The organism is Streptomyces griseoluteus, from assembly GCF_004784465.1.
Lineage (GTDB): Bacteria > Actinomycetota > Actinomycetes > Streptomycetales > Streptomycetaceae > Streptomyces > Streptomyces griseoluteus.
Window position 1 is genome coordinate 46,702 of sequence record NZ_SRRU01000002.1, and the last position, 19,176, is coordinate 65,877.

The following is a 19,176-nucleotide window of genomic DNA, read 5'->3' on the forward strand; positions in this document are numbered from 1 at the left end:
CGGTGCCCCGGCCGCTGTATACGGCGGCCGGGGCACCGTCGTCTTCCGGCCAGGGAACGCCCCAGGTCACGGGCCGGTCTCGTCCGGGGTGCTGACTCGGGCTCCGTGATGTGGCTAACATCACGCCCACGCGGCGATGTTGCCGCGTGGTTACGTGCGGAGGTGCGACGTGCTGCCAGTACGGGGACGAGACGGCCGAGCCACCGGGTTCGTCCGGCACATCCTGGGCTCCCGCACCGCCTGGACGCCCCGGGGCGAGGGGGAGTTCTTCTGCCCCGGCTGCGGCGGCGACCGCAACTACCAGCGCCTCACCGGCCGCACCCGTCTCACCGTGCTCGGGGTGCCCGTGCTGGCGCGCGGGACGGCCGGGCCGGTCGTGGAGTGCGCCTCCTGTCTGCACCGCTTCGGCGTCGAGACGCTCGACCACCCCACCACCCGCCGGCTCTCCGTCCTGCTCCGCGACGCGGTCCACGCGGTGGCCGTCTCCGTGCTGGCCGCGGGGGGCACCGGGTCGCGGGCCGCGCTGGAGACGGCGGCCGGGACCGTCCGCGCGGCGGGCTGCGAGGAGGACGCTGCGGAACGCCTCGCCCTGACCCTCGACGGCGGCGACCCGCGCGTCCCCCTGACCGCCCTCGCCCCCCACCTGGCCGCGCCGGGCCGCGAGTCCCTCCTCCTGGACGCCGCCCTCATCGCCCTCGCCGACGGCCCCTACACCCCCGCCGAACACACCGCCCTCACCACGGCTGGCGAGGCCCTCCTGCTCCCCGCCGAGGTGGTCGAACGGGTCCTGACGGCGGCTCGCATGCCCTCCTGAGCAAGGGGGCGTGACGCGCGGGAGCCCTTTGGCGTTGAGCATCGCGGTCTTACCTGTGGAGGACGGCGATGAGCACTGCGGAGCGGATTCTGGCGGACCGGCTGGAGATCACGGCGGGACAGGTCGTGCGGGAGATCGGCTGGGACGAGGACTGCGACGACCGCCTGCGCGCGGCCGTCGAGGAGTGGACCGGTGACGCGCTGGCCGACGCGGGCGGTGAGGACCCGGCCGACGCGGTGCTCCTGTGGTGGCGCGAGAAGGACGGCGACCTCTTCGACGCGCTCACCGACGCCTTGACCGGCCTCACCTCCGGCGGCCCCATCTGGCTCCTGACGCCCCACCCGGGCCGCGACGGACACGTGGAGCCTGCCGAGATCGCGGAGAGCGCGGCGGCAGCCGGGCTCAGCCGTACCCCCCTGGACATGGCGGTGAGCTGGGCCGGCACCCGGCTCGACCTGCGGCGGAGGAGTACCCCGTAGGAGCGGGCCTACCGTTCGCTGCCCTCGCCGAGGGCGCTGTCGGTGATGTCGCCACCGGTGGCGATGCCGTCGCGGGCCGCGTGTACGTCGTCGTGGGTGCGGCGGGCGGCGGTGGACGGGGTGCGGGGGCCGGTGACCTTGGAGTTGTCGCCCAGGGCGGAGCCGGTGATGTTGCCTCCGGCGGCGACGGCACCCCGCCCGGCGCGGACCCGGCGCCTGGGTGCGGGCGTTCCGCCGAGCGCGAGGACCGAGACCACCAGCGCGGCCAGCGCCACCACCGCGCCGACGACGCTCGCGGCCTGACCGGCGGTGTCCAGGTCCGCGAGCAGGGCGACCAGGGCCAGCCCGACGGCCCCTGCCCCGGCCACCACGGCGGTCGCCCATACCCATGTCCGCGTCATCACGATCCCCCAACCCTCGTCCGACACGGACATGTTCACCCAGTGCGATGGGGAGCGCTACGTTTTACGGCAGGTGTGCCGGGGCGGACGGGGGTTCGGGGTGGCTGGGACGGACGACATCGGGGGGCCGCGCCCCCGGTGGCCGTGGGGGCGAGGCGACGGCCGGGTGAGCGTCGGCGCCGGGGGTGTGGGCGCCGGGGGCAGCATCGAGGGCAGTGCGCTCGGGGAGAACAGCCAGGTCGCCAACATCCACTTCCACCAGGCTCCGGCGACGGCCGTGGCATGGCCGGTGGAGATCGGGCCGGTCCCGGCTCGGGCCTCCGCATTCCAGCCCCGGCGTGAGCTGCGCGAGCGGGTGGAGGGCGCGCGGGCGGACGGCGGGACGGTCGTCCTGACTCAGGTCCTCTCCGGAGGCGGTGGCGTCGGCAAGACCCAACTCGCCGCCGCTTGCGCCTGCGACGCCGTGGCCGAGGGGTACGACCTCGTGGTGTGGGCGGCCGCGACGGAAGCCCAGCAGGTCATCACCCAGTACGCACAGGCGGCCGCCCGGGTGGGCGTGGCGGGCTGTGACCCCGAGGCGGACGCCCGCCTGTTCCTGGAGTGGCTGGCGACCACCTCCCACCGCTGGCTGGTGGTGCTGGACGACGTGACCGACCCGGCCGTCCTCACGTCGTGGTGGCCCGCGAGCCGTACGGGGTCGGGCTGGGTGCTGGCCACGACGCGGCTGAAGGACGCGCGCATGACGGGCGGTGGCCGGACCCGGATCGACATCGACGTGTACACCCCGGACGAGGCGCGTACGTTCGTCGAGGCCCGCCTGACGGGCGAGGGCATGGAACACCTGCTGGACGAGCAGGTGGCCGAACTCGCGTCCGCCCTGGGCCACTTACCCCTGGCCCTGAGCCACGCCACGGCGTACATGATCAACGAGGAGCTGACGTGTACGGCGTACCTGGCGCTGTTCACGGACCAGCGGACCTCGCTGGAAGAGGCCCTCCCCGAGTCGGCCGACACCGAGGGCTACGGCCGCCAGATCACCACTACCCTCCTGCTGTCCCTGGAGGCCGCCCAGGCGGCGGACACGACGGGCTTCGCCACCACGGCACTCCGCCTGGTGGCCCTCCTGGACCCGTCCGGCCACCCCCACGCTCTGTGGTCCGCCCCGCCCCTCCTTGACTGCCTGGCCCCCGACGAGGCGTCCCCGGCCCAGGCCCACAAGACCCTGCGCCTCCTCCACCGCTACGCTCTGATCACCTGCGACACCCGCGCGGAGCCGCGTGCCGTCCGCATCCACGCCCTGACCGCGCGGGCGGTACGGGAGGCAATCCCCGAGGCGCGGCTGCCCGAGCTGGCCACTGCGGCGGCGGACGCACTCGTGAACATCTGGCCCTACCCCGACCAACTCCGACCCGACCTCGCGGCCACCCTGCGCGCCAACACGGACGCCCTCGTGGACCACGCCTACGACTGCCTCTGGGGCTCCGGATGCCATCCGGTTCTCCGCTACACCGGTGACAGCCTGCGCAAAGCGGGTCTGGTCGCGCCCGCTCTCACCTACTGGCAGCGGATGGCCGCCGACTGTGAGCGGCTTCTCGGCCATGAACATCTTGACACTCTGGTGGCCCGTAACGCCCTTGCCTCCTGCCACGCGGAAGCTGGGCGGATCGAGGAGGCCGTCGGTCGCCTTGAGCGGGTGGCCGATGACTGCGAACGGCTGCTGGGAGCCGAGCATCCTGACGCTCTCGCCGTCCGGAACAACCTCGCGACCGCCTATGGCAAAGCGGGGCGTATCGCGGAGGCCATCGGTCTTCACCGGCGGCTGGTCGCCGACTGCGAGCAGCAGTTCGGGGACATGCACCCCCACACCCTGACGGTGCGGAACAACTTGGCCGCCGCCTATCGGGACATCGGGCACCTCGCGGCGGCCATCGGCCTTCAGGAACGGGTGGTCGCCGACAGCGAGCGGCTGCTGGTGGACGGGCATCCCGACACGCTGGACGCCCGTGGCAACCTCGCCGACTGTTACTTGCGGGCCGGGTACGTCAAGGAAGCCACCAGGCAGCTTGAGTGGCTGATCGCCGACATCGGGCGGCTGCTGGGGGACGGGCATCCGGGCACTCTGAGTGTTCGTGACAACCTGGCCCGCTGCTACTGGCTGGAGGGTCGCGAGGACGAGGCCATCAGGCTCCTCGAGCGCGTCGTTGCCGATGGGGAGCGACTGCTGGGTGAACGGCATCCCGCCACGTCGGCGTTCGGTTACAACCTCGCTGTCGCCTACTGGAAGGGCGGCCGGCAGAAGGAGGCCGTCAGGCTGTCGCGGGCGCTGGGCGTCGATCTCGACCGGATGCTGGGCCGTCGCCCTCAGTGATCGACGCCTTTGACGCCAACAAGGACGGGCACCTGGACTGGTGGGACTACGAGCAGCTTGCCGACCGCCACATCAAGGCGTACGCGCTCGACAAGAACGACTGGCGGGCGCGGGCGGTCCAACTGGTCGCCGCGCTGAGGCATTCGCGGAGGGCCGCCGACTGGGTGGGGCACGCGGTGCGGATGCTACTGGCGGGGGAGACCGGGCCACGGGTGAACGAGTTCGCGCACGGGCTGGGTTGAGCTGAGTGAGCCACTGGTCTAGCGCGTGGGTGTCGACCGCTTGCGCCGCGCCGTCCGGTTCGCCACGAGGAGCAGGGCGAACAGGAGGCAGAGGCCGAGGGAGGAGCCGACGCGGCCTGCTCCGTCACCCTCCAGGACCCGCATGACCAGTACGGCGAAGTTCAGGACCAGCAGCGACAGGAACACCCAGAAGGCCCCTTGAGATCCGGGCTTCGTCCAGGCCGGTTCGTCACGGGACTTGAGGCGTGGTGTCATTTTCCCTCCCTGAGCCCCCACTGCCCCCGGCTCTGCCCGCACACTCCCAGCGGACCTCTCCGTCCTGGCGTTCCGGGGTGGGCGCGAGGCCCGCCGCCCTCGCCACGGCCGCCGAGGCGTGGTGGTCGGGGTGGATGTGCGCGGTGATGCTTTGTACCGGGTACGCGGTGAGCCACGCGACCAGCGCGACGGCCGCCTCCTTGGCGATGCCCCGCCCCTGCCAGGGGGTGCCCACCACCCACGCGATCTCGGCGGTGCCGTTCGCCGTGCTGAGCGTCGCCTGCACGGTGCCGGTCAGGCGGGACTCCTCGCGCAGCAGGATGACCCAGTTCAGCCAGGTGACCTCGGGGTCGGGCGAGCCGGCGACGAGGCGGCGGTACCGGGCGGCCAGCGCGTCCGGGGTGTACGGGGTCCCGCCGATGAAGCGGTGCAGGGCGGGGTCGGCCAGTACCCCGGCCATCTCCTCGGCGTGCTGGACCCGCAGGGGGAGCAGGTCGAGCCGCGGGGTGCGGATGTCAGTGCCGGATGCCGTCAAGGAAGCTGGCCCAGGCGGAGGCACTGAGGAGGAGCACGGGGCTGTCTTCGACCTTGCTGTCCCGTACGGGGACGGCGCCGGGGACTCCGTCGGCGACCTCGACGCACGATTCGCCGCCGCTGCCGCCGCTGTAGCTGCTCTTACGCCAGAGGGCGTTGGTCAGGTCGTACCCGCGCATCGTGTGTAGTCCTCCGCCGCCGATTCGAGCATGGCTAGGGACGCCTCTGGGGACAGAGTCGCAGCCCGAAGAAGATCGTAATCCCGCCGAACTCGCTTCACTACTGCCGGATCGTCCAGCAGGTTGCCCGACAGCACGCCCTCTGTATAGATGGTTGGCGGTGCGTCGTCGAACTCCTTCAGCACCATCATCTTGCCCATCTGGGGGTGCGGTCCAGCGGCGAAGGGCAGCACCTGCACCAGGACTTGGCGGGCGCGCGCTCCGTTTACGATGTGCCCCAACTGCTGCGCCATCACCGTGCCCGAGCCGACTGGCGTGCGCAGCACGTTCTCATGCAGCACAGCCCAATACACGGGCCTCGTGACGTCCTTGAGGATCTCGGCGCGGTCCATTCGCAGCCGAACCATCTCGGTGATCCACTCGTCCGTGGCGAGCGGGTTGCTCGCCAAGTAGATGGCGGTCGCGTACTCGGGAGTCTGAAGCAGCCCCGGTACGACAGCGGGTGCCCACTCGCAGATGCTCGTCGCCAGTCGCTCCAGTTCTGCCGCGTGCGCGAAGTACTCCGCATACCTCGGATCATCGATCAGCTTTTTGCACAGCCGCTCGAAAATACCGTCGGTTTACAGCACTTGGTCGATCCGCTGGGCCACATCCAGTTGCGGCTTCCTGATCGCCTGCTCGAACTGGCCGATGTAGCCGCCGGAGACGAAGACCTTCGCCCCCAGCTCCGTCTGGGTGAGGCCCGCCTCCTCGCGGCGACGCTTCAGCTCGGTGCCGAAGAACTCCCAGACCGCCTGACGTGAACCGTTGGCCACTGCCAACCCCCTTGTGCTGCCACGCGCTTGTAGGGCTCAGGCCCCTTCCGAGTCTAGTTCTGGGGCGTCACCGTAAGGACACGAAGCGTGAAGAACGTGACGGAAGGGAAGTGATGCGCACAGTGAACACACAGGAGTCAGCGGACCGGGTCGAGGAAGCGGAGCGAACCCTCGAGGAATTGCGGACCGCATTGGAGAAGGTCGGGATCAAGTTGCCTTCGCTCGGGCTTGATCCCATCTCGTTGGCCTGCGAGGCCCCGATCCCGTTGGTGGAGCTGGGGCGGTGCTCGGTGCAGACGGCCGCGCAGCTCGCGGCGGCCCTGCGATGAACGCGGTACGACCGCCGCTGGGCTCGTACGCGTTGGACACCGGGACGAACAGAGTGGGGGTGGTCATGGGACATCAGGGACCGTATGTGCAGCTCAGACCACTGGGTGACGGCCGGGAGTGGGACGTACCGCCGTACCGGGTGCGGGAGGCGACTCCCGCGGAGCGGATCAGCGCGGCGACGGCGTACGCGAATGCCCGCAGCAGAGGCGAGGTGCCGTGACGGGGGATGCCCCGCACAAAAGCAGGCGGCCTCCACCGGACCGGAGTCCGGAGAAGGCCGCTTGCCCGCAGGGTCAGGTCAGTTGAGGACCGCGATGCCGTCCGTCGTGACCGTCGGACGACCCGACGTGCCGACGACCACGATCTTCAGGGTGTGCTGGGCCGCGCTGCTCCAGGTCTTGGTCCACATCGCCTGGCGGTAGGCCGTGGTGGCGGACTTGAGGTCGACAGTGGCCTGGTAGGTGCCGTCGACGTAGATCTTGACCGCGCCCGAGGTGCTCGCGCGCGAGGCGATCCACGCGACCGAACGGCCCTTGAAGGTCCAGGTCAGCGAGGCGTTGGTGGTGCCGGAGCTGGCGGAGTAGCCGCCGAGGTAACTGCTGCTGGACCGCTTGGTCCAGGTACCGGTCGCCTTGGCGGAACTCTCCTGGAGGAGGGTGGCCGTACGGGTGACCGACGCGGTCGCCGTGTTGCCGGCCAGGTCGGTGGCGGTGAGGCCGAACTTGGTCGCCGTCGCCGACTTGGCGGTGGCGGACCAGCTCGTGGAGGTCGCCGTCAGGGTCTTCGTGGTCGGCGAGGTGGCGGCCTGGGAACGCAGCCCGTTGTCGTCGGCCGCCTTCCAGGTCACCGTCACCGGCACCGCCGCCGTGTTGACCGTGCCCTTGCCCAACTGCGCGGACGGCGCTGTCGGGTAGGTGGGCCGTGTGGTGTCGGCGGTCACCGTGACGGCGGCCGAGGTGGCGGTCTTGCCCGAGACGTGGGTCGCCCGCACCTGGACACTGTGCCGGCCCGGGGCGAGCGTGATGGAGGCCGAGGTGGCCGTGCCCGCGACCTTCGCCACGGAGGTGCCGTCCACGAGGACCTCCGCGCCCGAGAGCAGCGAGGTCGGCGTCGAGGTGGACCAGCGCACGGTCGCCGTGGTCCCGGTGACGTACCCGGTGCCCGAACGCGCCGTGCCCGACGCGGAGCCCACGCTGGTGACACCCACCCCGGCCGGGGGACCGGCCGCGTAGGAGCGGACGGTGCCGAGCTTGGCGTAGAGCTGGTTGCCGGGGCAGTCGGTGGCGAAGCCGTTGCGGTGCCCGGAGACGGCGTTCATCGTGTACGTCTTGCCGAAGGTGAAGCCGGAGCTGTCCTTGGCACCCTCGGTCAGGGTGCTGGTACCGGTCGGGCTGACCCCCGACATCCCGAGCTTCCACGCGGCGATCCGGGAGATCGCGGTCACCATGGCCTGGCTCGGCGTCGCACCGACGATGGTGCTCGCCGTGGAGTCACCGCCGCTGAGGTCGGTGTACGTGCCGATCGCGGCGATGCCCATCGAGTCGGTGTTGAACCCGTAGGTCTGCGCGCCGATCACCGGCATCGCGGCGCCGCCGAAACGGCCCTCGAAGACCGTGCCGCACTTGTCGACCAGGAAGTTGTAGCCGAGGTCGCGCCAGCCCTGGTGCAGATGCAGCGCGTACAGGCTGCGCACGATCGAGGGCGAGTCGGCGCAGGAGTAGGTGTTGGTGGTGTCGGTGTGGTGGACGAACACCGCCTTCACGGTGTGACCGTAGTCCGGGTAACCGGTGTCACGGGCGCACTCGTCCGCGCCCCAGCCCGCCCGCGTGACGAACGGGGGAGCGGGCACCTTCGTCGCCGGGGGCTGCGCGGGCAGCGGGCTCGGCACCGTATGCGGCACGGCGGAGGCGCTCGCGCAGGACGGGTAGGCGGCCGACAGCGAGGGCAGGTAGCCGGGCGCGGTGGGCGCCGCGCTGGTGGGCGGTGCCGTCGAGGTGGACGCGCTGGGCGACGCGGGGGCGGTCGTCCCGGCGTCGGTGCTCTGCGAGGGCTCGGCGGTCGGGGTGGGCGGGGGAGTGCTCTCGGCCGGTGTCTCCGTGGTGGAGTCGGCAGGAGCGGGGGTGGTCTCCGCCGGGCTGTCCGAGGGGGTCTGCTCCGGGGCGGAGGTCGTCTCGGGGCCGGTCGGCTGGTCGGTCGGGGTCTCCTCTCCGTCGCCGGGCATCGCGTAGGCGGCCGGGTCCATGGCGGGAGTGGTGGAGCCGCCCTTGCCGGGGTCCACCAGATCGACGGTCAGGCCCTTGGGCAGCGCCTTGCCGTCCGCCTTCACCTGCACGCCGTCGGAGGGTCCGGCCCACAGCGGGGCGGTGCCGCCGCGCACTCCGGCCCGGTCGCGCTCGGCGGGGTCGGGCTGGGCGTCCCCGGCGCCGAGCGCCTGCCAGTCGGACCACTTGCCGGTCGCCGAGGACCGGGTGCGGACCCGTACCGTCCCGTCGAGGCGGACACTCGGGTCCTGCCAGCTCACCGCCAGCATCCGGAACGCCTTGGTCGAGCGGGCCGTAAGTGTGCGCTCGCCCGACGAGCCGGTCAGGTCCAGCGAGTCCACCGAGGTGTGCACGACGTGCGGGCCGTCCGCCGCCGTGCTCGTGTCCGAGCCGGCGCGGAGGGCGACGACCGCGCCCGTCCCCGCCACCAGCACGGTCCCGGCGGCGAGCCATATCCTGGCCCGTCTCCCCCGCGGCGCCCGCGCGCCGCCTGCCTCTGTTCTCATGTCCAGCCTCTCCCCTTGCCGCCACAGGCGGCCCGTGCGCACACATGCGTCACGTCCAGCGGGATCGTAGAGCCGGGCGTGGGGCCGGTCACAGCCGGGGGCGGATAACCGGAGTGACGCCTTCGCGGGTCCGGGCGTGGGCGAGAATGGACGGCATGAGTCTGTTCCGCGACGACGGCATCGTGCTGCGCACCCAGAAGCTGGGCGAGGCGGACCGGATCATCACCCTGCTGACCCGCGGCCACGGCCGGGTCCGGGCGGTGGCGCGCGGGGTACGGCGCACGAAGTCGAAGTTCGGCGCCCGGCTGGAGCCGTTCTCCCACGTCGACGTGCAGTTCTTCGCGCGGGGCAGCGAGCTGGTCGGGCGCGGGCTGCCGCTGTGCACCCAGAGCGAGACGATCGCCCCGTACGGCGGCGGCATCGTCACCGACTACTCCCGCTACACCGCCGGGACCGCCATGCTGGAGACGGCCGAGCGGTTCACCGACCACGAGGGCGAGCCCGCCGTACAGCAGTACCTGCTTCTGGTCGGCGGCCTGCGCACCCTCGCGCGCGGCGAGCACGCCTCCAACCTCGTCCTCGACGCCTTCCTGCTCCGCTCGCTCGCCGTCAACGGCTACGCGCCGACCTTCGGGGACTGCGCCCGGTGCGGGATGCCGGGGCCGAACCGGTTCTTCTCGGTCGCCTCGGGCGGCTCGGTGTGCGTGGACTGCCGGGTGCCGGGCAGTGTGGTCCCCTCCCCGCAGACCCTGCTGCTGCTGGGCGCGCTGCTTACGGGAGACTGGGAGACCGCGGACGCGGCCGAGGCGCGGCACGTCCGCGAGGGGAGCGGCCTGGTGTCGGCCTACCTGCACTGGCATCTGGAGCGGGGTCTGCGCTCCCTGCGCTACGTAGAGAAGTAAGCAGCAAGCACGGCTGAGGAGACGAGAAGCATGGTCGTACGCGGATTTCTGGGGGGCCGGCGCCGGGAGTACCAGGCGCCGGAACCGCACCCGTCCGGCGCCCGCGCGCCGAAGCTTCCCGGTGAGCTGGTCCCCGAGCACGTGGCGATCGTCATGGACGGCAACGGGCGCTGGGCCAAGGAGCGGGGGCTGCCGCGTACCGAGGGGCACAAGGTGGGCGCCGAGCAGGTGCTCGACGTGCTCCAGGGGGCGATCGAGGCGGGCGTCCGCAACATCTCGCTCTACGCCTTCTCCACCGAGAACTGGAAGCGGTCGCCCGACGAGGTCCGCTTCCTCATGAACTTCAACCGCGACTTCATCCGCAAGTCCCGCGACCAGCTCGACGCGCTGGGCATCCGGGTGCGCTGGGTCGGGCGCATGCCCAAGCTGTGGAAGTCGGTGGCGAAGGAACTCCAGGTCGCGCAGGAGCAGACCAAGGACAACGATCTCCTCACCCTGTACTTCTGCATGAACTACGGCGGCCGCGCCGAGATCGCCGACGCCGCGCAGGCCATCGCCGAGGACGTCAAGGCGGGCCGCCTGGACCCGGCCAAGGTCACCGAGAAGACCGTCCAGAAGTACCTCTACTACCCCGACATGCCCGACGTGGACCTCTTCCTCCGCCCCAGCGGCGAACAGCGCACGTCGAACTACCTGTTGTGGCAGAGCGCCTACGCGGAGATGGTCTTCCAGGACGTCCTGTGGCCCGACTTCGACCGCCGTGACCTGTGGCGCGCGTGCGTCGAATTCGCCTCGCGCGACCGTCGCTTCGGGGGAGCGGTCCCGAACGAGGAGCTGCTGGCGATGGAGGCGGCGATGAAGGGCGACGACTCGGCGTCGTAGTGCCTGCGCGTGTCCTCGTGCCACTTCGTGACTTCGTGACTTCGTGTGAGAACGCCCCCTGCCTGTCCGGCAGGGGGCGTTCTTGTCGTGCGGGGGCTTGTGGGCAGGGGGGTCCTCGTGCGGGGCCTTCCGGCTCAGTCGGTGGCTTCCGCGCAGTCCGCGCAGGTACCGAAGATCTCCACCGTGTGGGCGACGTTCACGTAGCCGTGTTCGGAGGCGATGGCCTCGGCCCACTTCTCCACGGCGGGGCCCTCCACCTCGACGGCCTTGCCGCAGGTGCGGCAGACCAGGTGGTGGTGGTGTTCGCCCGTGGAGCAGCGACGGTAGACCGACTCACCGTCCGAGGTACGCAGCACGTCGACCTCGCCGGCGTCGGCGAGGGACTGGAGGGTGCGGTAGACGGTGGTGAGCCCGACCGAGTCGCCCTTGTGCTTGAGCATGTCGTGGAGATCCTGCGCACTGCGGAACTCGTCGACCTCGTCGAGGGCCGCCGCCACCGCCGCGCGCTGCTTGGTCGCGCGGCCCTTCACGGGCGGTCCAGCGGTCGTCACCGGGTGCCTCCTCAGATCTGCGCCTCTGACCGGCCCATTGTGCCAGCCGTTGCCCCCGGCGGTCAGACGCGAAGCCGCGTCCGGTGGTTCGGGAGTGCGGGGCGTGCACGGGGCCGGTGCTGCGGCGGGGTGCCCCGAGGTCAGACGCCCACCTCGTCCCCCGCGGGTCGTGTCGCCGGGATCGCGCACTCGACCGGGTCCCCGGTGGGCCGGGTCGCCCGGGCCCGCCGACGGGCCAGGGGCGTGGCGAGGGCGGTCATGACGGCGAAGGCGGCGATGGTGAGAAGGACGATCGTGGCGCCCGGGGGGACGTCCTCGTAGAACGAGGTGATCGTGCCGCCTATGGACACCGTCACGCCCAGGGCCACCGCTATAGCGAACGTCGCCGCGAAGCTGCGGGTCAGCTGCTGGGCGGCGGCCACCGGGACCACCATGAGCGCCGACACCAGGATCAGGCCGACGACACGCATCGCCACGGTGACGGTGACCGCCGCCGTGACCGCGACGAGCAGGTTCAGCGCACGCACCGGCAGCCCGGTGACCCGCGCGAACTCCTCGTCCTGGCTGACGGCGAACAACTGCCGCCGCAGCCCGAGCGTCACCGCGACCACAGCCGCGCCGAGCACGAGGATCGCGGTCACATCGGCCGGCGCCACCGTGGACAGCGAGCCGAAGAGATACGACGTGAGGTTGGCATTGGATCCGCCCGGCGCGAGGTTGACGAAGAGCACACCGCCCGCCATACCGCCGTAGAAGAGCATGGCGAGCGCGATGTCACCCCGCGTCCTGCCGTACCACCGGATCAGCTCCATCAGCACCGATCCCGCCACGGAGACGAGCGTCGCCATCCACACCGGCGACGAGTTCAGCAGGAAACCCAGACCGACACCGGTCATCGCCACGTGCCCGATGCCGTCACCCATCAGCGGCTGGCGGCGCTGCACGAGGTAGATGCCGATCGCCGGCGCGATGACACCGACCAGGACGGCCGCGAGCAGCGCCCGCTGCATGAAGGCGTAGTTCAGGAAGTCCATCAGCTCAGCAGTCCCGTACGGATCGGTTCGGCGCCCGCGTGCGGATGCACGTGGTCGTGGCCGGGCAGGGCGTGCTGGCCGACGGCCTTCGGCGGCGGCCCGTCGTGCAGCACACAGCCGTCCCGCAGCACCACCGCGCGGTCGATCAGCGGCTCCAGCGGGCCCAGTTCGTGCAGCACCAGCAGAACGGTCGCCCCGGCGGCCACCTGCTCGCGCAGGGTCGCGGCCAGCACCTCCTGGCTGGCGAGGTCGACACCCGCCATCGGCTCGTCCATGATCAGAAGCTCCGGCTCGGACACCAGCGCCCGGGCGATCAGCACCCGCTGGTGCTGACCCCCGGAGAGCGCCGTCACCGAGTCCCTGGCCCGGTCCGCCATGCCGACCAGCTCCAGCGCCCGCTGCACCGCCTCCCGGTCCGCCTTGCGGAAGAACCCGAAGCGGGTCCGCGCCAGCCGCCCCGACGACACGATCTCGGACACCGTGGCCGGTACGCCCCCGGCGGCGGAGGTGCGCTGGGGGACGTAGCCCACACGGGCCCAGTCCCGGAAGGACCGCAACGGCGTCCCGAACAGCTCGACGGCGCCGGAGGTGGCCGGCACCTGCCCGATGGCGGTCCGCACGGCCGTGGACTTGCCCGAACCGTTGGCCCCGAGCAGCGCGACGACCTCACCGGGCCGCACGCTCAGGTCGATGCCCCGCAGCACCGGCCGCCCGCCCAGCTCGGCCCGCACGTCCCGCAGGGTCAGTACGGGCGCCGACTCCCGCTCGTCGCCGGTCACTTGGACCCCAGCGCGCTCTGGAGGGCCTTGAGGTTGGCCCGCTGGACGGCGAGGTAGTCCTGGCCGCGCGACTTCTTCGTGATGCCCTCGATCGGATCGAGCACGTCCGTCTTCAGGCCCGCGTCCCCGGCGACGGTCTTCGCGGTCCTGTCGCTGACCAGCGTCTCGTAGAACACGGTCGAGACCCCGTCCGCCTTGGCGAGCTTGTGCAGCTCCCGCACCCGCGCCCCGCTCGGCTCGGACTCGGGGTCCAGCCCGCTGATCGCCTCCTCGGTGAGGCCGTACCGCTCGGCGAGGTAACCGAAGGCCGCGTGCGTCGTGATGAAGACCTTGGACCGGGTGTGCGCCAGGCCCTCCTCGAAGTCGGTGTTCAGCTCGTCCAGCTGGTTCACCAGGGCCGCGGTGTTCTTCTTGTAGTCCGCAGCGTGGTCCGGGTCCGCCTTCTCGAACGCACGGCCGACACCCTGGGCGACCTCGGCGTACCGCACCGGGTCGAGCCAGATGTGCGGGTCCTTGCCGTTCTCCCCCTCGTGGTCGTGGCCCTCGTGCTCGGCGGCGTGGCCCCCGACCTCGGTGCCGTGCTCCTCCAGCGTGGTCAGCGTGGCCGCGTCGATCTTCGTCCTCACCGGCGACTGGTCCACCGCCTCGTCCACCGACGGCTGCAGCCCCTTCAGATAGAGGACGGCGTCGGAACGCTCCAGCCCGCCTATCTGCCGCGGGCTGATCTCCAGGTCGTGCGGCTCCTGGCCCGGCGAGGTGAGCGTGGTCACGTGCACGTGGTCCCCGCCGATCCGCTCCGCGAGGTAGGCCATCGGATAGAAGGAGGCGACGACGTCGAACTTCCCCGTGTCCCCCGAAGCGGCGCTGCTGTCCGAGCAGGCGGACAGCGTCCCCAGGCCCAGCGCGGTCACGGCCGCTATCGCGGACCCGGATATGAGGCGTCGTCGTACGTTCATGACAGTCATTTTCAACTAAGTTGGAAACGATTGTCAACAAGCTGCCCGCCCGGAGCTCGCGACGCGGATTCTCCGGGTCGGCTTGGTAAGGGTTAGGGCGGGCTTCGACGGCTTCGGGAGGGGCGTCGGCGGGGGCCGATTTGGCCGTGGGGGAGCATGCGCCGGTAACCTGAATCATTCGCTGGAAGCATCTCGCTTCAACGCCCGTCGTCGTAATGAAGAGAGCACCGTGGCCGCCGACAAGATCGACACCATCGTCAGCCTGAGCAAGCGCCGTGGCTTCGTTTTCCCCTGCAGTGAGATCTACGGCGGACAGCGTGCCGCCTGGGACTACGGACCGCTGGGTGTCGAGCTCAAGGAGAACATCAAGCGTCAGTGGTGGCGCTACATGGTGACGTCGCGCGAGGACGTGGTCGGTATCGACTCGTCCGTCATCCTGGCCCCCGAGGTCTGGGTCGCCTCCGGTCACGTCGCCACCTTCACGGACCCGCTGACCGAGTGCACCTCGTGTCACAAGCGGTTCCGCGCGGACCACCTGGAAGAGGCGTACGAGGAGAAGAAGGGCCACGCCCCGGCGAACGGCCTGGCCGACCTCAACTGCCCGAACTGCGGCAACAAGGGCACCTTCACCGAGCCCAAGCAGTTCTCCGGTCTGCTCTCCACCCACCTCGGCCCGACCCAGGACTCCGGCTCCGTCGCCTACCTGCGTCCCGAGACCGCCCAGGGCATCTTCACCAACTTCGCCCAGGTGCAGACCACTTCGCGCCGCAAGCCGCCCTTCGGTATCGCGCAGATGGGCAAGTCCTTCCGCAACGAGATCACGCCCGGCAACTTCATCTTCCGGACCCGCGAGTTCGAGCAGATGGAGATGGAGTTCTTCGTCAAGCCGGGCGAGGACGAGGAGTGGCAGGAGTACTGGATGCAGCAGCGCTGGAACTGGTACACCAACCTCGGCCTGCGCGAGGAGAACATGCGCTGGTTCGAGCACCCGAAGGAGAAGCTCTCCCACTACTCCAAGCGCACTGCCGACATCGAGTACCGCTTCTCGTTCGGCGGCTCGGAGTGGGGCGAGCTGGAGGGTGTCGCCAACCGCACGGACTACGACCTCGGCGCGCACGCCAAGGCGTCCGGCCAGGACCTCTCCTACTTCGACCAGGAGGCCGGCGAGCGCTGGACCCCCTACGTCATCGAGCCCGCCGCCGGTGTCGGCCGCACCATGCTGGCCTTCCTCCTCGACGCCTACACCGAGGACGAGGCGCCCAACGCCAAGGGCAAGATGGAGAAGCGCGTCGTGCTGCGCCTCGACCACCGTCTCGCGCCGGTCAAGGTCGCGGTGCTCCCGCTCTCCCGCAACCCGGAGCTGTCTCCGAAGGCCAAGGGTCTCGCCCAGGCGCTGCGCCAGAACTGGAACATCGACTTCGACGACGCCGGCGCCATCGGCCGCCGCTACCGTCGTCAGGACGAGATCGGTACCCCCTTCTGCGTGACCGTCGACTTCGACACGCTCGAGGACAACGCGGTGACCGTGCGCGAGCGCGACACCATGAAGCAGGAGCGGGTCTCCCTCGACCAGATCGAGGGCTACCTCGCCGCCCGTCTGATCGGCGCCTGACCTTCGCATTTCCGCCCACCCTCCTGCCCGGTCCCCCGGGTCGGAGGGTGGGCTTTTCCGTGTCTGGACGGGGTCTACCCGGAATCCGCTGACAAGTAACAGCTGACAGATATTGAATTCTGTCAGTCCACGTGCCAAGCTGGACGCATGACGATCCCCACGCGAAATCTCGGAACCACCGGCCCCCAGGTCTCCGCCCTCGGCCTCGGCTGCATGGGAATGTCGGGTATGTACGGAGAAGCGGACCGCCCGGAAGCCATTCACACGGTGCACGCCGCTCTGGAAGCAGGCGTCACCCTCATCGACACCGGCGACTTCTACGGCATGGGTCACAACGAAATGCTGGTGGGCGAAGCCCTGCGCACCGCCCCGGCCCACCTGCGTGACAACGCGGTGCTGAGCGTGAAGTTCGGCGCCCTGCGCGACCCGGACGGCGCCTGGCTCGGCTTCGACGGCCGGCCCGCCGCGGTGAAGACCTTCGCCGCCTACTCCCTCCAGCGCCTCGGCGTGGACCACATCGACATCTACCGACCCTCCCGCCTCGACCCGGACGTCCCGATCGAGGAGACGGTCGGCGTGGTCGCGGAACTGGTGGAGAAGGGGTGGGTGAAGCACATCGGCCTCAGCGAGGTCGGCCCCGACACCATCCGCCGGGCCGCCGCCACCGCCCCGATCTCCGACCTCCAGATCGAGTACGCGCTGATCTCGCGCGGCATCGAGCGGGAGATCCTCCCCACCCTCCGCGAGCTGGGCATCGGCGTCACCGCGTACGGCGTGCTCTCCCGCGGCCTGCTCTCCAACCACATCTCCGCCGACCGCGACTTCGCCGCCACCGACTTCCGCGCCTTCTCGCCCCGCTTCCAGGGCGAGAACTTCCGGCACAACCTGAGCCTGGTCGACTCCCTCCGCAAGATCGCGGAACAGAAGGGGGCCACGGTCGCGCAGATCGCCATCGCCTGGGTCCTGGCCCAGGGCTCCGACATCGTGCCGGTCATCGGCTCCCGCACCCCCGAGCGGCTGTCCGAGGCGCTGGGCGCCCTGGACATCACCCTGGACGCCGCCGACCTCGCCGCCATCGAGGAGGCCGTCCCGGCCGACGCGGCGGCCGGCGAGCGGTACGCCCCCGCGCAGATGGCCATGCTGGACAGCGAGCGATGAGCAGGAACCGGTGACCGGCGCGCCGGGTACGGTCTAGGCATGGCAGCGACCGAGACCCTGACCGCCGAGCGCATCCTCGAGGCAACGGAGGAGGTGCTGCGCCGCCACGGGCCGGCCAAGGCCACCGTGGTCGACGTGGCCCGTGCTCTCGGCGTCAGCCACGGCAGTGTCTACCGCCACTTCCGCACCAAGGCGGCGCTGCGCGAGGCGGTCACCAAGCGCTGGCTGGACCGCACCTCGGAGCGGCTCGCGGTCATCGCCGGTGAGGAGACCCCCGTCGAGGTGCGGCTGCGTGACTGGCTCGCCGCCCTGTTCGAGGCCAAGCGGCACAAGGCGGGTGACGATCCCGAACTCTTCGCCACCTACAGCGTGCTGGCCGAGGAGAGCGGGGCGACGGTCGGCGAGCACATCACCGACCTCACCGCCCAGCTCGCCCGGATCATCGAGGACGGCGCCGAGTCCGGCACCTTCCGCGCCGCGGACCCGGCCGCCGAGGCCCGCGCCGTCTTCCAGGCCACCGCCCGTTTCCACGACCCCTGTTACGCGCGTGAGTGGCAGCAGCCCGGCATCGAGGAGGACTTCAAGGTGATCGTGGACCTGCTGATACGCGGGCTGGGCGCACCTGTCCGGCCGTGATTCCGGTCAGGCCGTGACGCGCCAGAAGTCCCGCATCACGGCGGGCGGGGTCGGGCCGGTCATGGCGACCTGGGTGAGCAGGACGGTCACCTTGCCGGTGGCCGGGACCAGATGGGCCGCGGTGCCGGTGCCGCCGACCCAGCCGTAGCGGCCGGGCACGTGCCATGGTTCGGTGGGGGCGATGTCGACCGAGCCGCCGTAACCCCAGCCCTGGCCCTCCAGGAAGAGGGGGCTGCTCTCCCGCTGGGCCGGGGTGAGCTGGTCGCTGGTCATCCGGGCGACGGACTCTGGCGAGAGCAGCCTGCGGTCACCGCCCGCTTCGCCCCCGGCCAGCAGCATCCGTGCGAAGGCCAGATAGTCGTCGGCGGTGGAGACCAGGCCGCCGGCACCGGAGGGGAAGGCGGGGAGCCGGTCCCAGCCGTCGTTGAAGGCCTCGGCCACCTTCAAGGTGCCGTCGGGGCCGGGCTGGTAGGCGGTGGGCAGCCGGTGCAGGTCCCGTTCCGGCACGGAGAAGCCCGTGTCCTTCATGCCGAGTGGCTCGAAGATCCGCTCGGCCAGGAAGTCCGGCAGTGACTGGCCCGTCGCGCGTGCGATCAGGGCGCCCTGAAGATCGGAGGAAGTGTTGTAGAGCCAGGCCTCACCGGGCTGGTGGAGGAGCGGCACCTTGGCGAGGTCGGCCAGCAGCTCGTCCATGGCGGGCACCGCGTGCGGGGCGAACCCGCCGCGCTGGAGCTCGAACAGCGGGGCCACGGCGGGCAGCGAGAAGTCCGGCGGGAACCCCCACCCGCACCGGGAACTGAGCAGGTGCTCCACGGTGATGGGCCGCTCGGCCGGCACCAGGTCGTCCACCGGCGACCCGGGCGTCCGCACCACCATCGGGGCGGCCAGCTCGGGCAGCCAGCGCGACACCGGGTCGTCCAGCCCGACCACCCCCTCGTCGACGAGCATCAGCAGCGCGGCCGCGGTCACGGGCTTGGTGATCGAGGCGAGCCGGAACAGCGAGTCCCGCTCCAGCGGCACGGTCCGGCCGGTGTCCGTGTGCCCGACGGCCACCGCCTCCACCTCGTCCCCCCGGGCGACGAGGCCGACCGCGCCGGGCAGGCTCTCGTCGTCCACGTGCCGGCGCAGGGTGTCGTGCAGTGCGGTCATGGGGTTCGCCTTCCGGTCGGCGCGGGTCGTCATGGGGTACGACTCCCACGGTGCCGGGAACTCATCGCCGGGCGGGGTCCAGCGTCGCCTGATGGGCCTCGGCCAGATGCTCCGTTGCCGGGTGCTCGTCCGTAGGCGTCCAGGGCAGGTGCCGGGTGCCCCGGCGCCAGCCGCAGGTGCCGCAGCCGAAGGTCCGCTGGAGCCCGGCCCGTTCCACCCGTACGACGTGTTCCCGGCCGTGCCGGTCCCATCGGCGCACGCTGGTGCCGATTCTGTTGTCGGTCATGCCCGGAGTGTGCGGCACGCCGGGCGGGGCCAGGGGCGGAAGTCCGG

At 71.1% G+C, this 19,176-nt stretch carries 22 protein-coding genes and 1 pseudogene; 11 read left to right on the forward strand and 12 right to left on the reverse strand.

Annotated elements, in window-relative coordinates; translation table 11 throughout:
* The first annotated feature begins 169 nt into the window (after nucleotides 1–169).
* The gene (locus tag E5082_RS05635) at nucleotides 170–814 is read left to right on the forward strand and encodes a TerB family tellurite resistance protein (protein ID WP_135790178.1); all 645 of its coding nucleotides are present in this window, start codon (nucleotides 170–172) and stop codon (nucleotides 812–814) included.
* Nucleotides 815–882: 68 nt separating this feature from the next.
* Nucleotides 883–1,293: a DUF3052 family protein gene (locus tag E5082_RS05640; protein WP_135790179.1), complete on the forward strand. Its 411-nt coding sequence runs from the start codon at nucleotides 883–885 to the stop codon at nucleotides 1,291–1,293.
* An 8-nt stretch (nucleotides 1,294–1,301) separates the two neighbouring features.
* On the opposite strand, the gene E5082_RS05645 is transcribed toward E5082_RS05640, so the two are convergent.
* Nucleotides 1,302–1,721, reverse strand: coding sequence for a hypothetical protein (locus E5082_RS05645; RefSeq protein ID WP_135790180.1), 420 nt, complete (start codon nucleotides 1,719–1,721; stop codon nucleotides 1,302–1,304).
* Nucleotides 1,722–1,860: 139 nt separating this feature from the next.
* On the opposite strand from E5082_RS05645, the gene E5082_RS05650 reads away from it, so the two are divergent.
* Together E5082_RS05650 and E5082_RS32625 are read left to right on the forward strand one after the other, a co-directional pair.
* A complete protein-coding gene (locus E5082_RS05650; RefSeq protein WP_229918683.1) occupies nucleotides 1,861–4,062 on the forward strand; it encodes a tetratricopeptide repeat protein in 2,202 nt (733 codons plus the stop codon).
* Nucleotides 4,059–4,304, forward strand: coding sequence for a hypothetical protein (locus E5082_RS32625; protein WP_190045204.1), 246 nt, complete (start codon nucleotides 4,059–4,061; stop codon nucleotides 4,302–4,304). The genes E5082_RS05650 and E5082_RS32625 overlap by 4 nt, the downstream gene beginning before the upstream one ends.
* A gap of 18 nt (nucleotides 4,305–4,322) precedes the next feature.
* Here the strand turns inward: E5082_RS32625 and E5082_RS05660 are convergent, their stop codons facing one another.
* The 4 genes and pseudogenes from E5082_RS05660 to E5082_RS05675 all read right to left on the reverse strand — a co-directional run bounded on the left by E5082_RS05660 (nucleotide 4,323) and on the right by E5082_RS05675 (nucleotide 6,087).
* Nucleotides 4,323–4,559 carry a hypothetical protein gene (locus tag E5082_RS05660; protein ID WP_135790182.1) on the reverse strand — a complete coding sequence of 79 codons (237 nt, stop codon included), beginning with the start codon at nucleotides 4,557–4,559 and terminating at the stop codon, nucleotides 4,323–4,325.
* On the reverse strand, nucleotides 4,534–5,094 hold the full coding sequence (locus tag E5082_RS05665; protein ID WP_229918682.1) for a GNAT family N-acetyltransferase: 561 nt from the start codon (nucleotides 5,092–5,094) through the stop codon (nucleotides 4,534–4,536). Before E5082_RS05665 ends, E5082_RS05660 begins: the two co-directional genes overlap by 26 nt.
* Nucleotides 5,075–5,272, reverse strand: coding sequence for a DUF397 domain-containing protein (locus E5082_RS05670; protein WP_135790183.1), 198 nt, complete (start codon nucleotides 5,270–5,272; stop codon nucleotides 5,075–5,077). The genes E5082_RS05665 and E5082_RS05670 overlap by 20 nt, the downstream gene beginning before the upstream one ends.
* Nucleotides 5,254–6,087, reverse strand: a pseudogene (locus E5082_RS05675) (helix-turn-helix domain-containing protein). The gene E5082_RS05670 and the pseudogene E5082_RS05675 overlap by 19 nt, the downstream one beginning before the upstream one ends.
* A gap of 113 nt (nucleotides 6,088–6,200) precedes the next feature.
* On the opposite strand from E5082_RS05675, the gene E5082_RS05680 reads away from it, so the two are divergent.
* Both E5082_RS05680 and E5082_RS05685 read left to right on the forward strand, forming a co-directional pair.
* The gene (locus E5082_RS05680; RefSeq protein ID WP_167513999.1) at nucleotides 6,201–6,416 is read left to right on the forward strand and encodes a hypothetical protein; all 216 of its coding nucleotides are present in this window, start codon (nucleotides 6,201–6,203) and stop codon (nucleotides 6,414–6,416) included.
* Nucleotides 6,413–6,637, forward strand: coding sequence for a hypothetical protein (locus E5082_RS05685; protein WP_135790184.1), 225 nt, complete (start codon nucleotides 6,413–6,415; stop codon nucleotides 6,635–6,637). The genes E5082_RS05680 and E5082_RS05685 overlap by 4 nt, the downstream gene beginning before the upstream one ends.
* A 78-nt stretch (nucleotides 6,638–6,715) precedes the next feature.
* On the opposite strand, the gene E5082_RS05690 is transcribed toward E5082_RS05685, so the two are convergent.
* A complete protein-coding gene (locus E5082_RS05690) occupies nucleotides 6,716–9,184 on the reverse strand; it encodes a peptidoglycan recognition protein family protein (protein ID WP_135790185.1) in 2,469 nt (822 codons plus the stop codon).
* A 155-nt stretch (nucleotides 9,185–9,339) separates the two neighbouring features.
* On the opposite strand from E5082_RS05690, the gene recO reads away from it, so the two are divergent.
* Together recO and E5082_RS05700 are read left to right on the forward strand one after the other, a co-directional pair.
* Nucleotides 9,340–10,086, forward strand: coding sequence for a DNA repair protein RecO (gene recO, locus E5082_RS05695; RefSeq protein WP_167514000.1), 747 nt, complete (start codon nucleotides 9,340–9,342; stop codon nucleotides 10,084–10,086).
* A 30-nt stretch (nucleotides 10,087–10,116) separates the two neighbouring features.
* Complete coding sequence (locus tag E5082_RS05700) at nucleotides 10,117–10,968, forward strand: isoprenyl transferase (RefSeq protein WP_135790187.1); 852 nt, start codon at nucleotides 10,117–10,119, stop codon at nucleotides 10,966–10,968.
* Nucleotides 10,969–11,102: 134 nt separating this feature from the next.
* Here E5082_RS05700 and E5082_RS05705 read toward each other — a convergent pair whose 3' ends face one another.
* The 4 genes from E5082_RS05705 to E5082_RS05720 form a co-directional block, all read right to left on the reverse strand.
* Nucleotides 11,103–11,519 (reverse strand): Fur family transcriptional regulator, encoded by a 417-nt coding sequence (locus tag E5082_RS05705; RefSeq protein ID WP_135790188.1) that lies wholly within the window; start codon nucleotides 11,517–11,519, stop codon nucleotides 11,103–11,105.
* A gap of 140 nt (nucleotides 11,520–11,659) precedes the next feature.
* The gene (locus E5082_RS05710) at nucleotides 11,660–12,553 is read right to left on the reverse strand and encodes a metal ABC transporter permease (RefSeq protein ID WP_135790189.1); all 894 of its coding nucleotides are present in this window, start codon (nucleotides 12,551–12,553) and stop codon (nucleotides 11,660–11,662) included.
* Complete coding sequence (locus E5082_RS05715; RefSeq protein WP_135790190.1) at nucleotides 12,553–13,332, reverse strand: metal ABC transporter ATP-binding protein; 780 nt, start codon at nucleotides 13,330–13,332, stop codon at nucleotides 12,553–12,555. Before E5082_RS05715 ends, E5082_RS05710 begins: the two co-directional genes overlap by 1 nt.
* The gene (locus E5082_RS05720; RefSeq protein ID WP_135790191.1) at nucleotides 13,329–14,288 is read right to left on the reverse strand and encodes a metal ABC transporter substrate-binding protein; all 960 of its coding nucleotides are present in this window, start codon (nucleotides 14,286–14,288) and stop codon (nucleotides 13,329–13,331) included. Before E5082_RS05720 ends, E5082_RS05715 begins: the two co-directional genes overlap by 4 nt.
* A gap of 229 nt (nucleotides 14,289–14,517) precedes the next feature.
* On the opposite strand from E5082_RS05720, the gene E5082_RS05725 reads away from it, so the two are divergent.
* The 3 genes from E5082_RS05725 to E5082_RS05735 all read left to right on the forward strand — a co-directional run bounded on the left by E5082_RS05725 (nucleotide 14,518) and on the right by E5082_RS05735 (nucleotide 17,694).
* On the forward strand, nucleotides 14,518–15,900 hold the full coding sequence (locus tag E5082_RS05725) for a glycine--tRNA ligase (RefSeq protein WP_086692524.1): 1,383 nt from the start codon (nucleotides 14,518–14,520) through the stop codon (nucleotides 15,898–15,900).
* A 147-nt stretch (nucleotides 15,901–16,047) separates the two neighbouring features.
* The gene (locus E5082_RS05730) at nucleotides 16,048–17,058 is read left to right on the forward strand and encodes an aldo/keto reductase (protein WP_135790192.1); all 1,011 of its coding nucleotides are present in this window, start codon (nucleotides 16,048–16,050) and stop codon (nucleotides 17,056–17,058) included.
* Between the two features lie 39 nt (nucleotides 17,059–17,097).
* Nucleotides 17,098–17,694 carry a TetR/AcrR family transcriptional regulator gene (locus tag E5082_RS05735; RefSeq protein WP_135790193.1) on the forward strand — a complete coding sequence of 199 codons (597 nt, stop codon included), beginning with the start codon at nucleotides 17,098–17,100 and terminating at the stop codon, nucleotides 17,692–17,694.
* Between the two features lie 6 nt (nucleotides 17,695–17,700).
* On the opposite strand, the gene E5082_RS05740 is transcribed toward E5082_RS05735, so the two are convergent.
* Together E5082_RS05740 and E5082_RS05745 are read right to left on the reverse strand one after the other, a co-directional pair.
* Nucleotides 17,701–18,843 carry a serine hydrolase domain-containing protein gene (locus tag E5082_RS05740; RefSeq protein ID WP_135790194.1) on the reverse strand — a complete coding sequence of 381 codons (1,143 nt, stop codon included), beginning with the start codon at nucleotides 18,841–18,843 and terminating at the stop codon, nucleotides 17,701–17,703.
* A gap of 61 nt (nucleotides 18,844–18,904) precedes the next feature.
* Entirely contained in the window at nucleotides 18,905–19,129 is a 225-nt protein-coding gene (locus E5082_RS05745) for a hypothetical protein (RefSeq protein ID WP_086694440.1), read from the reverse strand.
* Nucleotides 19,130–19,176: the final 47 nt, after the last annotated feature.

Bases quoted from the DNA above. Each gene is read 5' to 3' on its own strand.
- E5082_RS05640 (WP_135790179.1), top strand. From the start codon at position 883: ATGAGCACTGCGGAGCGGATTCTGGCGGACCGGCTGGAGATCACGGCG.
- E5082_RS05660 (WP_135790182.1), bottom strand. From the start codon at position 4,559: ATGACACCACGCCTCAAGTCCCGTGACGAACCGGCCTGGACGAAGCCC.
- E5082_RS05670 (WP_135790183.1), bottom strand. From the start codon at position 5,272: ATGCGCGGGTACGACCTGACCAACGCCCTCTGGCGTAAGAGCAGCTAC.
- E5082_RS05680 (WP_167513999.1), top strand. From the start codon at position 6,201: ATGCGCACAGTGAACACACAGGAGTCAGCGGACCGGGTCGAGGAAGCG.
- E5082_RS05685 (WP_135790184.1), top strand. From the start codon at position 6,413: ATGAACGCGGTACGACCGCCGCTGGGCTCGTACGCGTTGGACACCGGG.
- E5082_RS05690 (WP_135790185.1), bottom strand. From the start codon at position 9,184: ATGAGAACAGAGGCAGGCGGCGCGCGGGCGCCGCGGGGGAGACGGGCC.
- recO (WP_167514000.1), top strand. From the start codon at position 9,340: ATGAGTCTGTTCCGCGACGACGGCATCGTGCTGCGCACCCAGAAGCTG.
- E5082_RS05700 (WP_135790187.1), top strand. From the start codon at position 10,117: ATGGTCGTACGCGGATTTCTGGGGGGCCGGCGCCGGGAGTACCAGGCG.
- E5082_RS05710 (WP_135790189.1), bottom strand. From the start codon at position 12,553: ATGGACTTCCTGAACTACGCCTTCATGCAGCGGGCGCTGCTCGCGGCC.
- E5082_RS05720 (WP_135790191.1), bottom strand. From the start codon at position 14,288: ATGAACGTACGACGACGCCTCATATCCGGGTCCGCGATAGCGGCCGTG.
- E5082_RS05730 (WP_135790192.1), top strand. From the start codon at position 16,048: ATGACGATCCCCACGCGAAATCTCGGAACCACCGGCCCCCAGGTCTCC.
- E5082_RS05735 (WP_135790193.1), top strand. From the start codon at position 17,098: ATGGCAGCGACCGAGACCCTGACCGCCGAGCGCATCCTCGAGGCAACG.
- E5082_RS05740 (WP_135790194.1), bottom strand. From the start codon at position 18,843: ATGACCGCACTGCACGACACCCTGCGCCGGCACGTGGACGACGAGAGC.
- E5082_RS05745 (WP_086694440.1), bottom strand. From the start codon at position 19,129: ATGACCGACAACAGAATCGGCACCAGCGTGCGCCGATGGGACCGGCAC.